Origin of the sequence: Microcoleus sp. OTE_8_concoct_300 (assembly GCF_031383065.1) — a bacterium.
Taxonomy (GTDB): domain Bacteria; phylum Cyanobacteriota; class Cyanobacteriia; order Cyanobacteriales; family Microcoleaceae; genus Microcoleus.
This window is the reverse complement of record NZ_JANMZH010000013.1, coordinates 1-14,393: the sequence shown is the minus strand read 5'-3', so window position 1 is coordinate 14,393 and position 14,393 is coordinate 1. Positions and strand designations below refer to the sequence as shown.

The 14,393-nt window shown below is 46.0% G+C and carries 13 protein-coding genes; 9 read left to right on the top strand and 4 right to left on the bottom strand.

Going from position 1 to position 14,393, the window contains the following annotated elements; translation table 11 throughout:
- Positions 1-8 precede the first annotated feature (8 nt).
- Entirely contained in the window at positions 9-497 is a 489-nt protein-coding gene (locus tag ACUVJL_RS00820) for a GNAT family N-acetyltransferase (RefSeq protein WP_445244102.1), read from the top strand.
- A 69-nt stretch (positions 498-566) separates the two neighbouring features.
- On the top strand, positions 567-1,340 hold the full coding sequence (locus ACUVJL_RS00815) for a class I SAM-dependent methyltransferase (protein ID WP_445244101.1): 774 nt from the start codon (positions 567-569) through the stop codon (positions 1,338-1,340).
- Between the two features lie 346 nt (positions 1,341-1,686).
- On the opposite strand, the gene ACUVJL_RS00810 is transcribed toward ACUVJL_RS00815, so the two are convergent.
- Both ACUVJL_RS00810 and folD read right to left on the bottom strand, forming a co-directional pair.
- A complete protein-coding gene (locus ACUVJL_RS00810) occupies positions 1,687-2,514 on the bottom strand; it encodes a calcium-binding protein (RefSeq protein ID WP_445244100.1) in 828 nt (275 codons plus the stop codon).
- A 25-nt stretch (positions 2,515-2,539) separates the two neighbouring features.
- Positions 2,540-3,418, bottom strand: coding sequence for a bifunctional methylenetetrahydrofolate dehydrogenase/methenyltetrahydrofolate cyclohydrolase FolD (gene folD, locus ACUVJL_RS00805; protein ID WP_445244099.1), 879 nt, complete (start codon positions 3,416-3,418; stop codon positions 2,540-2,542).
- 144 nt (positions 3,419-3,562) lie between these two features.
- Between folD and ACUVJL_RS00800 the strand changes: the two genes are divergently transcribed.
- The 4 genes from ACUVJL_RS00800 to ACUVJL_RS00785 all read left to right on the top strand — a co-directional run bounded on the left by ACUVJL_RS00800 (position 3,563) and on the right by ACUVJL_RS00785 (position 5,665).
- Complete coding sequence (locus ACUVJL_RS00800) at positions 3,563-3,988, top strand: DNA-binding protein (protein ID WP_445244098.1); 426 nt, start codon at positions 3,563-3,565, stop codon at positions 3,986-3,988.
- Between the two features lie 231 nt (positions 3,989-4,219).
- A complete protein-coding gene (locus ACUVJL_RS00795) occupies positions 4,220-4,660 on the top strand; it encodes an NUDIX hydrolase (protein ID WP_445244097.1) in 441 nt (146 codons plus the stop codon).
- A 38-nt stretch (positions 4,661-4,698) separates the two neighbouring features.
- Complete coding sequence (locus tag ACUVJL_RS00790; protein WP_445244129.1) at positions 4,699-4,947, top strand: hypothetical protein; 249 nt, start codon at positions 4,699-4,701, stop codon at positions 4,945-4,947.
- 331 nt (positions 4,948-5,278) lie between these two features.
- Positions 5,279-5,665, top strand: a complete 387-nt coding sequence (locus tag ACUVJL_RS00785) for a hypothetical protein (RefSeq protein WP_445244096.1) — start codon at positions 5,279-5,281, stop codon at positions 5,663-5,665.
- A 575-nt stretch (positions 5,666-6,240) separates the two neighbouring features.
- Here ACUVJL_RS00785 and ACUVJL_RS00780 read toward each other — a convergent pair.
- Positions 6,241-6,786 carry a LeuD/DmdB family oxidoreductase small subunit gene (locus ACUVJL_RS00780; RefSeq protein ID WP_172187196.1) on the bottom strand — a complete coding sequence of 182 codons (546 nt, stop codon included), beginning with the start codon at positions 6,784-6,786 and terminating at the stop codon, positions 6,241-6,243.
- A gap of 1,133 nt (positions 6,787-7,919) precedes the next feature.
- Between ACUVJL_RS00780 and ACUVJL_RS00775 the strand changes: the two genes are divergently transcribed.
- From ACUVJL_RS00775 to ACUVJL_RS00765, 3 genes are all read left to right on the top strand, one after another.
- Positions 7,920-8,795, top strand: coding sequence for a hypothetical protein (locus ACUVJL_RS00775; RefSeq protein ID WP_445244095.1), 876 nt, complete (start codon positions 7,920-7,922; stop codon positions 8,793-8,795).
- Between the two features lie 655 nt (positions 8,796-9,450).
- Positions 9,451-11,550, top strand: a complete 2,100-nt coding sequence (locus tag ACUVJL_RS00770; protein WP_445244094.1) for a GAF domain-containing sensor histidine kinase — start codon at positions 9,451-9,453, stop codon at positions 11,548-11,550.
- 448 nt (positions 11,551-11,998) lie between these two features.
- Positions 11,999-13,675 (top strand): ABC1 kinase family protein, encoded by a 1,677-nt coding sequence (locus ACUVJL_RS00765; RefSeq protein ID WP_445244093.1) that lies wholly within the window; start codon positions 11,999-12,001, stop codon positions 13,673-13,675.
- A 169-nt stretch (positions 13,676-13,844) separates the two neighbouring features.
- Here the strand turns inward: ACUVJL_RS00765 and ACUVJL_RS00760 are convergent, their stop codons facing one another.
- Positions 13,845-14,360, bottom strand: a complete 516-nt coding sequence (locus ACUVJL_RS00760; RefSeq protein ID WP_445244092.1) for a hypothetical protein — start codon at positions 14,358-14,360, stop codon at positions 13,845-13,847.
- Between the last annotated feature and the right edge of the window lie 33 nt (positions 14,361-14,393).

Genomic DNA, 14,393 nt, shown 5'->3' with positions numbered 1-14,393 from the left:
ATTAAACAATGGCTAATTTGGATATCAGAATTAGAGAAGCAGATCTGGCAGATTTGGAATTAATTGTGGATTTTATTTCGCAAAAAAGCGAGTTTGATGGATCTAAAAATTTCTTAGCAGCAACAGCAGATAAATTGCAGCAAACGTTGTTTTGCCAGCCTCCGCTAGTGCGGGTTTTGTTGGCGGAAGTTGCGGGAAAAGCGGTCGGATTTGCTCTTTTTTATTCCTCCTATTCAAGTTTATTGACGCAGCCGTGCCTTTGGCTTGATGATTTATTTGTGCAAGCTCCAATGCGCGGTATGGGAGTCGGGACAGCGCTGTTAAAGTATTTGGCGAAAATTGCTGAGTCCACAAATTGCGGGCGTATAGAATGGACTGTTAATACTGCCAATGCGCCGGGAATTGCTTTTTATGAAAAGCAGGGAGCGCGCCTTTTGGAAAATATTAGGGTTTGCCGTATTGAGGGGGATGGAATTGGTCTGCTTGCTAGCAAATAATTTAATAACGAACCGCGAAGGCGCGAAGAACGCGAAGAGATGAGAAAAGAAGTGAAAGGAAGAGATGAGATGTCACAAGATTTTTGGAATTCTGCCCTTTATCAGAAAAATCATGCTTTTGTTTGGCAGTACGGTGAATCTATTGTGGAGTTACTCGCTCCGAAGGCTGGTGAACAAATTCTGGATTTGGGCTGCGGTACGGGACAGTTAACTGAAAAAATTGCTCAAACTGGTGCTTTTGTGCAAGGTATTGATTCCTCTTTGTCGATGATTTCTACGGCCAAGGTTAACTATCCTCACATTAACTTCTCTGTCGCAGATGCGAGGAGTTTTCAAGTAGGAGAGCCGTTAGATGCGGTGTTTTCTAATGCGGTTTTGCACTGGATTAAGCAGCCGGATGCTGTGATTAATTGTGTGGAAAAAGCGCTGAAGCCGGGAGGGCGTTTTGTGGCTGAGTTTGGCGGTAAGGGGAATGTGGGGGCGATCGTCCGCGCACTTTTGAGTGTTTTGTCAGAAATTGGCCCGCTTGAGCCTGAAGCGCTTAATCCTTGGTATTTTCCGAGTATTGGCGAGTATGCTGGGCTTCTGGAAAAGCAGGGATTTGATGTGGGTTATGCGGTTTTGTTCGATCGCCCGACTCCCCTAGAAGGTGGCAGCGCGGGTATGGTAAATTGGATTGAAATGTTTGCTGGCGGCTTTTTGTCGGGGTTGTCCGATAATGTGCGATCGCACGTAATTAACGCAGTTGAAGAGCGTTTGCGGCCGGCGCTGTACCGCGATGGTAATTGGATTGCAGATTATCGCCGAATTCGCGTTGTTGCTATCAAAAATTCCTCACGGTAAATCATAGTGATTAGTGATTTCGCTCGGATATTGAAATTGCTACAACAACAAATTCCACTCCCAGCGGACTCAAAGAATAAATAATTTTACAGGACTTACACTGCATAGTCAATTTTTACACTACCCATAGTAGTAAGATATAGCGATTCTCAGATAAATGAGGTATACAGAAACCCTGTATTGTCAAGCTTTCCAGGTCAAAATTCGTACCTCACCTTTTTGAGAAAGGCTATATGTATTTCGCACCTTACTACTAGCGTTTCTGCGTAAGTCCTGTAAATATCAGGAGTTAGTTTGTGGCTAACAATAGGAGAAGTTTGTCAGACCACCAGTGATTGTCCTCAACTTAGAAACCCTGAACGGAAACAATGCTGCTTTGTAGTTCATTAGGGCTTACATCGTTTACAATACCTAAAATCGCGTTAGAATTCCTGACTCTGATTAGAGTCCCTGACAGAGAGCCGCTATTTTCCATGGTCAGATAGGGAGGCACGAACTGTAGTAAAGCTTGCGGCCAATCGAACCTAAATGTTACTGCCACATTCTCTACCGGCTCTAACACTATATCATTGACCGTTAAGCCACTCGCTAAGCCAATGCGATCAAAATCAGGATCAAAGTATACGATCGCATCAGTAGAATTGATATCTGTAGTGGCAGGATCTATTCCCAGAACGCATAAATTAGCGCCAAACTCACAACTTAATAGGTCTCTGCCCAAGCCGCCAACCAGAGTGTTATCACCCCCTGCGCCGTCTAAAACATCATTGCCTCTACCCCCAAATAAAATATCATTGCCTACAAGATCATCGTCAGTTTCTCCAAGAAGGAAATCAGCATCTAGACCACCACTGAGGCAGTCATTTCCATCAGATCCATACAGGTAATCTCTTCCTTTGCCCCCAAATACAGAATCGTTGCCTGCAAAACCTCCGATAAAATCTTCCCCTTCATTTCCCAGGATTAACTCGCTAGCCCCTGAGCCATTTACTGTATCGTCGCCATCGAGGGCCCAAGCTCCTAAAGGGAAGTTTGTTAGATCTCCAGGAAAAAGTTGAATCAATTCTGAGGTGTTGTCGCCAATTAAGCGCACTATACCTGACGGATCGGGTTTTAAAGCCATAGCTAAAATCTTTGCGTGTTGGTTGATTACTAACCCTACTAATTGAGCCAATACTGGCTCACAAGTTGGCTCCTATTCAATTAGAACCGTATTCAATATAACTCGAAACGGTATTTTCCAAAAGCATAGCAACAGTCATCGGCCCGATTCCTCCCGGCACCGGCGTGATAAATTTGGCTACTTTTTTAACAGCATCAAACTCCACATCTCCGGCCAAACGGCTAGTACCGTCTGGATTGACGACGCGGTTAATACCGACATCAATTACTACTGCTCCCGGTTTGACCATATTAGCTGTAATCATTTCTGTGCGCCCGACTGCGGCTATTACAATATCGGCTTGATTGGTAATCGATCCTAAGTTTTGCGTCCGTGAATGAGCTACAGTAACAGTACAATCGGCTTCTAACAGCATCAGCGCCATCGGTTTTCCGACCAAAATACTCCGTCCCAAAACAACGGCATTTTTTCCTTTTAAATCAATCTGGTATTCCTGCAATAACCGCATCACTCCGGCGGGAGTACAACTCCGCAAACCTTCCTCCCCGCGCACGAGACGGCCTAAATTTACAGGGTGAAGTCCGTCAGCATCTTTGTCGGGGGCAATTTGGTACAGCAGCGAAATTGCATCTAAGTGTTCTGGTAGCGGTAATTGAACTAAAATGCCGTCTACTCGATCGTCCTTGTTGAGCGCCCCAATTGCAAGTTCTAGTTCGGCTTGAGTAACGTTTGCAGGGTAATGCTGGCCGAAGGAAGCTATGCCAACCTTAGCGCAGGCTCGCTCTTTGTTGCGCACGTAAGCAGCGCTGGCTGGGTTGTCGCCCACCATCAGCACCGCAAGTCCCGGAGGACGACCCTTTTGGGGTTGTAGGGCGCGGACTCGATCGCTCAGCTCGCTTTGAATCTTTGTCGCTAAAGCTTTGCCATCTAGTATTTGAGCAGTTTTGGCATCCATTGTAGACTCTGGGTTAGGGGCTGACGATTTTAGATTTTAGCTTAATCCCCGTCAAGGACTACACTAGAGAAATTTCTTACTTGCGATCGATTCTTTGGATTCTGTTAAAGTAAGTCGTATCTCAAATCTCAAATCAGTTGACCAATGACTACTGCAATTAAGCAAGTTTGGGTTCAAAGATTCTGCACCGGCTCTTTGTCGCTAGTCCTCGCCAGCGGTTTTTTCAGTTGTGGCAATTTACCTCTGTCTCAACTTAATCTTGGCTTTAATGTGGCTAGCATTGGCGACGTTCAACAAAAGCGCCAAGTGGATGCTGAAGTTTATCTCCGGGGAAAGGTGGAAAATCGCGCTCCGTTTGTGGGGAATGCGGCCTATCAACTTCAAGACGGTACAGGTACGATTTGGGTTTTAACTAACCAAGCTTTGCCCCAGCTTGGCGATGAAGTGTTGATCAAAGGAGAAGTCCGCTACAAGAGTATTACTCTGAAGGAATTGGCAGGAAAGGATTTAGGTGAAGTTTATGTTGAGGAAATGGAACAATTAAAGCGCACTCCAGCGGCAAATAAATAAAAATAGGAATGTGCTAATTTATTTCAATAATTAATTAAGTACGTCGATTTCATAAAAATCAAAGGTTTGTACTTGCGCCCAAGCGAGGTGGCTATGTTTATTTATGCTGAAAGTTTATAGACTATAATATCGCGGTCGGGGCGGGTTTATCGGCTCTTTTGTTTATATTACAGATTAGGGTTAACTTGCCCCAACTACACCAACTTCTCCCCTCTTTCTTCTTCCTTCCTGATGACTAAAATTCACGTTGCGATCGCGATTTTGTACCAAGACGGCAAGTTTCTTTGCCAGTTGCGGGACGATATTCCTAATATCAGGTATCCCGGACATTGGGGTTTGTTTGGCGGACACTTGGAACCGGGCGAAACGCCGGAAGTGGCTGTTTTGCGGGAATTGAAAGAAGAAATTAGTTATGCTCCTGCAAGTGTCTCTCTTTTTTGTTGCGATACAGAAGCAGATGTTGTCCGCCACGTTTTTTATGCACAGCTTAGTGCGGATGTCAAGGATTTAGTTTTGCTGGAGGGTTGGGATATGAAGTTGTTGGCGCCGTCTGATATTCGGGCCGGCAAATGCTATTCTGAGATCTCAAGAGATGTGCGACCTTTTGGTATTCCTCACCAACGTATTTTGTTAAATTTTATTGACTCGATCGCTACCGTGGATATGAAATAGCGTACAGTGCAGTCCGCACACAGATTAGTTCTATCTTGGTGTTGCGGACTGGTGAGGAAGATCAGGGCGTGATTGGGCTGCACCAAACTGGTATCCCCGACGAGTACCAACCTGGTCTGTCTGTCCGATTCATGGGCATCAACGAAAAAGCCATTATTTTCTATCTGGTGAGCGCCTACTACTCGGCAGCCGTCCTTCCGACGCCCTCGGTATCCTTGAAGATGTTGAAATCGGGCACTAGGAGGGTTTTAGGTTTTTTGACCCTGAAAGACGATCGCAAATATTAACGATCTAGGGCAGAAAAGTCCTTGCATTTTCGTAAAAATTCAGAAAAGATAATAGACGTTGCGTGCGCTGATGAGATACATCCAAAGCAACTTCTAGCCTCCTTCCATAAGAGTTTAGACTCGGCGTGGTGGCTAGTTACAGAGTGGCTACTTTTATGCCTACAAAGGCGAAATATATTTTCCTCCTCTGACTAGACACTAAATATCCCCTCGTAACCATGGATTTGTCTTTGTTCGTGAATCGCTACCGTTAATTTCTTTGGTCTAAATGTAAGAACCATACTTGCAGACCAACAAGTCAAGTCAATTTAAAGTTAGGAGAATTTCCACAATGAGAAAGATGCTCGTTGCATTGCTATTAGTGCTGGCTTTGACTCTATCACTAGGTCAGGAAAAAGCGTTAGCTGACTGTAGCAACGAAACAATAAATACGGGTGCAGCAACCGTTGTTACTCAATTGTACGAAAGCCAGTGTGCGATTCTTGGTTGGAGTAGTGGTGTGATCACAAAAGATATGACGGCTAACTGCTGCGGTCCATCTGTCGTAATCAGAATTAACGGCAATGACTGGAATCAACTTGTTCAGCAGGGAAAACTAGATGGTCTTCGCTATATACGTGTGTCCAAGAGTAACGAGGGTGCGTATCAGATCGAGCCAAGAAAAGTGACAACTGGCGGTAAACCTGTGACTATATCAGGAGCGGATTTTTTCAAGTAAAGAAAACATCGAACTTAGAAATTTCTAGCAAGTGAGTATAGTTGCGTTAGCCGATGAGGTACAGCTAGGGAGCAGGTTCTGTTGCAAAAATTAGACCTCTTGCAAAAATAACTAGGAAGGGCAAGATGCCCTTCCCACAAGAAAAAATAACTCTTGTGGGATGGGCATCTTGCCCTTCCTATAAATTTATGAAAAGGACTTTTGCAAGAGGTCTATTGTCTGATCCGAGACCCCGATTGCTTCCCCTAAATCCAGATCCCTAGCCAAGAAAACCTTCACTCAGCAACGCCAGAGTTCCCACAAAACTCTAGCAAGTATCCTTACTTTAGGAATTACGGAAGTCTGACAAGTATTAAGGTCTTCTACTATTTCAAACTCTAGATCGTCGCCTTATAACGAAAGTAGTAGAGCACCCTACAAGTCAAGAGAAATGAGCCACTTGCGTAATTCTTATACTTGTTAGGCACTACTAACTTTCAAAATTAAAGTAGGCCGACATCAATAAAAACAAAATCAAGAAACCCGGTTTTTGTAGGCAAACCCCCCGTGGTTGCGCTCGGGTTTTTTTGCAGTCTTTACCTAGCAGCAATCATTCCCGTTTGGCGCGCGTAGTCAAACAACCCTCCGGCATCTATTACCGGACCTACTTCTCCTAAAGGTTTGAGGGAGAAAGTTCGATCGAGAGTGTGGTTGACAATTACCTCTGCTGTAAAGTCGATCGTCACTTCTTGCCCCGTTACAAACAAGTCGCAGAGTCGCTCAACTGATTCGATCGGGTACAATTCGCCCGTAGCCGAGCAATTGCGAAAGAAAATGCGTGCGTAAGACAAAGCCACCACTGCTGTGACGCCTGCAGCCCCCAGAGCGATGGGAGCGTGCTCCCGCGAAGAACCGCAGCCAAAATTTTCGCCCGCTATTATAATCGGATACCGGGTTTTCTGTTCACCGGATTCGATAAACTTACCGTAGCGATCGGGCAACCCAATCATAGCGTAACTGCCTAGTTTCTCGTACTCGTCCGGCTTCGAGGGAACCAGGGTCAGGTATTCGGCAGGGATAATTTGATCTGTATCGATGTTGTCGTCTACAACAAAAATTTGACCGCTAATTACTTTTCCCATAGTTTATTTGCTGTTAGCCTCGCTCGATGCTGTGGCGATAATTTTAAGTGGATCAGTATGCAAGATTTGCATCTGTTTATTTTAACCTGGCAGTGTCAGTGATAACCTGTATGAGTGAAATACCCATCACTAATCGGAGTACCGATCTAGTTAGGGCTTCCCGTCTCGTCTGCCGTTGCCCTTTTAAACCCGTGCTTAAATGGGTCTTACACAGCATAAGAAGGTCTTTCGACCTTTATCCTCCCGACAGAGAGGAAGCCAGGCAGCCGCTCGCCTTCGGTAAGCAGTTTAATTGTTTTTTCGTACATTCCTGTTTGGATGATGTTTTATCGCCTTGTTCTTCGAGCAAGACGAACCAGTGACCGGAATCTTTCTCGCTTTCTCTCGCTAGTTACTTTCGCAAGCATATGACTGCTTCGGAGTGTTGTGGTTAGCCGAGTGGACGGGTCGCAACCCCTAGTATATTACATCACAGACTGAACAATTGGGGGAAATCAAGGAATGCTTTGGTGATTCTTTGGACATCCTCGCCGGGCGTTACCCTGCCGTTAGCAATTGTCGGGGATGCCCTCTTGACACTCTCCGTGCTAAAGTCCGGAGATTCTTAATTCAGCGACTGACCTTTAGGCACCATATCCCTTGCAGGCAATTCTCAAACCTTTCAACCGTGAAAAAACACCAATTGACGAGTCTGACTTACAGCAACCCCAGAGGGTCTATCTCCAAAAGCGTACTAGGATACGACCTAGAGTTCGGGCGTGCCCCGCCCTACTGGATTGATTGAACCGAATTAGGGATTTTCTGGTATTGAGAATGCGTTGACTCTCTAGCTGTGTTTTACAAGGTTTTCGCTACCCTTCTTTGTGCTTTTAAAGAGCTTTCAGGTTCGAGGGTGCCGACTAAAAGCCACTTCACAACCGCCCACCTTGGGGATTTCAACCATCTCTATTTTAATCCAAAGCCGTGCTAGAAGCACGGGGTTTTAGACCCATTTTTTCGATAAATCACCCGCCTTACATCTGGCCACTAATCGGATTACCGATATAGTCGGAGCATTAGGGCGGTGTAGGTAAAAATTAGATCCGAGACTTTCGGTTCACAGTTAACAGCTTGCTAAACGTCAAGATAGTTTTATGACCAATCCAATAGATGACATTGCTCGACAAGCTCGCCAGGGCTCGGTTGCATCGATTATTCAAATCCTTAATGACGAACTCGCACAGGTAGGGGTGAGGGCCCGAGCCGTGTTTGCAGAGGGTGTGCTGCAACTGCTGTGCGAAGCTGCCACACCCCAACTACTCGAACAGTCTAGCTTGGTCGATCGAGTCCAAGAAATATTGGAGGGCATTTCGCCCTACAATATTCGCCGAGTCAACATCAACAGCCGGCTTGTCCGAGAACACCAACTGCTGTGGCTCGAAGAAATTACTCGCGATTCGGAGAATCAACTGCTGTGGTCTCAAGAAATTAAACTCAGAAAGCCGAATTTGTTTAAGCGTTTAGCCACCGCCCATTATGAACGCCAAGCTCAAGCAGGTAAACGGGCTTTGCCGAGAATGGCTGTACCTCGCTCGATGCAGGAACCGCGGCAATTTCAGCGCGGTATCGTCGGCGGCATCAGCTTGACCGTGCTGTTGCTTGCGGCAGTGGCCGCCATCTACAAAGGACTCAATTCCCCAGAACTCAACAGCACACAAGCCACCACCCAAGCAATTGCCAATGTCGCTCCCTCCGAGGCAAAACCTGCTTTGAAAATTTCTAAGGAGACTGTTAATTCTGCTGTTGACTCTTTTGCACAAGCAGTGCGAGTCGCCGAGCAAGCAGCCAACGACAGCAAAACCGCTCAATCTCGCGAGGATTGGTTAGTGGTAGCTGCTAAGTGGCAGCAAGCTTCGGATTTGATGGCCGCTGTGCCCTCCAAGCATCCCCGCTATACAACGGCTCTGAACCGGACGGCACTTTACCGCCAAAATAGCGATAAAGCCCAACAGGAAGCACAAAATAAGTAAGCAGGTAGGTGGGATAAATCTCACAAGAGAGTGTGCCGTGCTGCTCCGGCAAGTTGTGAAAAATGAGTTTTTGAGCAAAAACTCGAAAACTCTCAGCTATGTTATGAGTGATAATTTGGGGATTTTGAATTTTTGCGATCGGCGTCACTCGATCGGCAGATTTGTATCACAATAAAAATTTGTTAGGATCACAAACTAAAATAGGAAACATCACAGACTGAGGAGAGGGGTATCATTAAGCGGTCTCTAGAAAAGCTTTATGCTACCAATAACGGTCAAAATTAGCGGGGATAGGATTTATTCTCATCCGGTAAAGGATGGTAAAGTTCATCCCGTACAGATCGAAGGGTAGAAAACACGAAAATAGAACTCAGTCTGATCGGGGTATATTTTCACTTATCTAGTGACCGGCCTACCGGGTATGCAAACACAAAAAGTAGGCTCATAACACTCACGCCGACAGTTATGGAGAGGTTCTATACTTGCAGGGTGAGCAGGCTCAAACATCTTAGAATAAAGGCTTGGTTGCCACGATCGATCGCCGAGGAAATCAAAAGTTTACGCGCTTATCGACCGATCGCTGTCAGAGTCTTTCACTTTGCATTGACCGCAAATCCCAGAACCAGTATCAGTCCAAAAATTTCTGGATCGTCTTATGCATTACCCGGTCGATCCTGCCCTCCTCGGGCAACAAATTTGCCAAATTCTCGCGACTAGCTTCGATCGAGAAATCTTGCTGCAAATAGCAAATACTTTGGGGGTTGCTTGTCAGGCAGATTTGTGTTTGGTTGCTGCTGTGGTTGACCAGAAAGTAGTAAATCCGAATGCTTGCTGGCAACTTTGGAGCGATCGCCAAAATGCAGCCGGTGCTGCGGATTCAACTCAAACACCGGAACACTCCCAAACCACAAAATTAAAATCGCCTAGCATATCACTAGAACATCCCATTTGGGCAAACGTGCTAGCAAACGGCGAGAGAGTGGCGATATCCGACTATCAAGATAGTCTGGCAGCTTCATCGCCCAATTTCCCTGTGACACCGCTGCCTTTTCGGGCAATTTTGGCAGGGCCTGCGCGATTTGGAGGGGCTGTAAATGGCATGATGATTCTTGGTAAGTCGCACCCTCACGAGTGGTCGGTAACCGACCTGCAGCGCCTAGAAGCAGCATCGAACCCGATCGGCATCGCGATTTCTCACATTCAAAAAACTCAAGAAATTGCCAACTTAAACGAACAGTTACAGCGACAAGCTAAATACAAAAATCTACTCATGTCAGTTGCTGCATCGATCGACACAAATTCAGAACTTGATCGAATATTGCAGCAAGTTATTGAAAATACCGTCGATACCCTGGAAGTAGATAGAGGTCAAATCCTGCTATTGAAATATACAGACCCTCTATTTAAAACTCGCTCCCCAAATCAAAACCCCAAAGTCAAAGTCGAATTAGTTGGCGAATCCGCTCTGAAAAAAGATGCAAAAAAACAGGCAATAGCACCAAGCGATGCCGGAAAAAAAAGCTCGACATCCAAAACAAAAAACAAGGAGAAAATTGCTAATTCCAAATCCAAAAACCCCAACTCAAAACCAAATAACTCTCCCGCTTTTTTGCTGTCGGAATCGAATTTGTGCGACAAAGCATTCCACAGCGCACCCAAACCCCTCGCCCTCGCTGACGCAGGCGAATTAATCGGCAACGAACAAGAGGGCGCCGCAGAAATCTTGAAACTCCAAGGCATTCGCGGCTTGCTGCTGGTTCCCCTCACCGGCGGTGGCTACCAGGAAACAGTCTTGGGGTTCTTGGTTTTGCAGCACTCCGAGCCGCGCGCTTGGAGCCCTGAAGAATTAGAAGTTCTCGAATCAGTCAGCGCTCAAGCGAGCAGGGCGATTATCCAAACTCAGACGCTCAAGGAAGCGCAAACCCTAGTCTTCGACAGAACCGCTCAGTTGCAGCAAAGTCTCGACGTGCAGGCGAAACTGTACGAACAATCTGCCATTCAACTAGAGCAATTGCGCAAATTGAAGCTGATTAAAGACGAGTTTCTCAGCACTATGAGTCACGAGTTGCGCACCCCTTTAACAATCATGAAGCTGGCGATTCTGATGCTCAAACAAGCTGAAGGGCCGTCAGCGAGTCGGGCTAAGTATCTCGACATTCTAGAGCAGCAGTGTTCTAAGGAAACTGCTCTGGTTAACGATTTGCTGACCCTCAAGCAGTTTGAGCCTCAGCAAGTCCCTATTTCTCTAATCAAAATCGATCTCAAGGGTTTAATTCAAGATTTAGCTGGGGATTTTGAGAAACAGTGGGCGGATAAGCAATTGACTCTGAAGGTGGATTTGCCCAAGTTGACCCCTTGCTGGGAAACCGACCCGGACAGTCTCAAGCGGGTGCTGCTGGAACTGCTGACGAATGCTGGAAAATACTCGGCTTCTGGAACGGCGGTAGTTTTGGAGGCGTCTGAGGTGGCCGGCTATATTGTCCTGACCATTTCTAATTTCGGGCCAGGCATTTCTGCGGCTGATTTGCCCCACATCTTTGACAAGTTCCGCCGCGGCACCGGCATTACTGACCAAGCTATCCCGGGTACGGGTTTGGGTCTGGCTCTGGTAAAGTGTTTAGTACAGCACTTGAATGGTACTATTGATGTGTCTAGCTGTCCGGCAAAAAGTTCTGAAACTGACGAGTTGTGGCGCACCTCTTTTACTCTGACTCTGCCGCAATCTCCACCGGAACTCTCTAATCTAGGAGAATAGTTGGGAAAAGAAGTGGCTCTTAATTGGCAGCGAACAGGCGAAACCAGAAGACTTGCCTTTATAGGGAGATTTGGAAATGTGGCAAACGCTACCAAATTCTCCTTTTTGACTTGTTTGTCTGGTTGCCAGCCTAAATTGCCGGTTCTCCATTGCTGATTCTCCCTAGAACTTATATCATGTCTGGTTATTTGCCCGTAATTAGCGGGTGTTTGTAGTGAGTACGACCGTCCTCTATTTAGGGATAAATCAGGACTCTTCGTCCGGGCGTGCGAACTTAATTATGGTTGTATAACCGGAGATTATATTACGCAGTCGTGACCAAAGAAACCGGGTTTTTTAACTCTTTCCAAGGCCGGCAACGAAGTATTTTTGTACATCGAAGCCGATTTCTGCGTCCCAGACTGTCCCCTAAAAATCGCGCGGTGCATGGAACTCGATCGCCAATATTATGCTCACAAAAGCTGCACCTAAAACCCTGCGTTGGCAACGTTCTAAATATTCGCCGCTGGCACGACAAATAGACATTTTTGCAGCGGCGGGAAAGTTTATGTTTTTTTTGTGGTGGGATGGACTACTGCAAAATAATTCTCCTCATACTAGAAGAATTCGCGCTCATTGGTTGGTCAATACTTTGCTGAATTTAGGCCCGACTTTTATTAAAATCGGGCAGTCTCTCTCGACTCGGGCGGATTTGCTGCCGCTTGAGTATGTCAAGGAACTCGAACAGTTGCAGGATCGGGTTCCTGAGTTTAGTTCCGAAGAAGCGATCGCTCTTGTAGAATCAGAGTTAGGCAAGGATATTTATGCTTTGTACCGCGATTTTGACCCCTTGCCGCTAGCTGCTGCGAGTCTCGGACAGGTGCACAAAGCGAGGCTGCACACCGGGGAAGATGTGATTGTAAAGGTGCAGCGTCCGGGTTTGGAAAGTTTATTTGATTTGGATGTCAAGGCCGTGCGCCAAGTCATGCGTTTTTGCGATCGCTATTTGCCTGGGACGCGCAAGTACGGCTTGGAATCTATTTATCACGAGTTTTTTAAGATTTTATATCAAGAAATTGACTACGTGCAAGAAGGTAAAAATTCCGACCGCTTTAGCCATAATTTTCGAGAATATCCTCAGATTATTGTCCCGAAAGTCTACTGGCAATACACAACTAAAAAAGTGCTGACTCTAGAATACGCACCAGGCATTAAGGTGGACGACCGCATTAGTTTAGAGGCGATTGGAGTAGATATTGCGAAGCTCAATCAACTCGGAATTTGCTGTTACTTGAAGCAGTTGTTAATTGACGGGTTTTTTCAAGCAGACCCGCATCCGGGAAATTTGGCGGTGACAGAAGATGGTAGCTTGATTTTTTACGATTTTGGGATGATGGCTGAGGTGAAGTCTCTGGCTAAAGACCAAATGGTCAAGACTTTTTTTGCTGTGATGAGAAAGGATACTGACGAGTTACTCAATACTTTAATTACGATCGGCTTAGTTGAGCCGATGCCGGATATGATGCCTGTACGCAGGCTGATTGCTTTTCTGTTGGATAAGTTTATTGATAAGCCGATCGACTTTCAAGCTTTTAATGAAATTAAGAACGAACTTTACATGATGTTCGAGCAGCAACCGTTTCGCTTGCCTGCAGAAATGATGTTTATTGTCAAGTCGGTGACGACTCTCGACGGCATTGCTAGAACTCTCGACCCTAACTACAATTTCCTAGCATCCGCTCAGCCTTTTGTCAAGAGTATTGCGGTGAGCAAGGGCCGGGGAAATGCGATCGGAGAATTGGCAAGGCAAGCGCGAAGTTTTATTACATATAAGTTACGGCAGCCGAGCAAATCGCAAGTTTTTCTCAAGCGTTTGGAGCAGCGAATTGAAGAGGGCGAACTGCAAATTAGAGTGCGAAATATCGAGAGCGAAAGAGCCTTGAAACGCCTTAACTTAGCCCTAAAAACTCTAATTTTTGCTTGTCTAACTGGTTTTGTGTTTCTGTCGGGTGCAGTGCTGCTGGTGGGAGGATATCAAACGGGGGCGATCGCAGCTTTTGCTGTTTCGGGATTCGGCAGCTTGTTTCTGTTGCGCTCGTTGTTAGATTTGTTGGTTAAGGAAAAGCTCGATCGCATGGTGGAGTGATAAATATACTTGGTAATTGGGAATTGCGATCGCAGTCAGGACTTTAGTGCTCGTTAAAAAGACTAAAGTCCTGACAACAAACTGCCGGAAATTCGAGCGGCGGGGGCGATCGCGAAAACAGTTTTTGAAAGTGCCTGGATGCTCTACAATCGGGAAAAGTTCAGCGAGGCTACACAACAGTTTGAGGATTGTGTGGGTTTAAATCCGGCAGATGGGGTAGCTGAAATTTATCTCCATCGCTGCCGACAACAATTATAAAAGTAATATAGCCGAAAGCTTTACCGATACCACCGAGTCCAAACATACCAATTAAACGATAGGGATCTTCAATCATCGAACTTTCTAGCGTTTGCAGTTCCTCTTGACGATCGTAAAACCGGGAAAAGTCGATCGCTTCACCCTCATCTTGCTGAGGTTGTTGCGATTGTTCGTAGCGACGCAAAACAGCTTGAATATTGCGCTTGGAGACTGGTTCGCCCAAGATTTGGGAGAGACTTCGCCACAAGTGCGAACCCACTTGTTTGATGTAGTCGTATTCGTAACCTAGCTGCTGGGCAATTTCCGAGTAGGAATGTTCCGCCCAAGTTTCCAGAAATACAGCAGATTGCAGATCGTTAAGTTTTTGTCCGTAGTTAGCACCTTGTAAAAGCCGATCGACTATTGTCAGCGCTTCTTGTCCTCTCATCGCCACTACCTTGACTTATTATTTTAAGTTTAC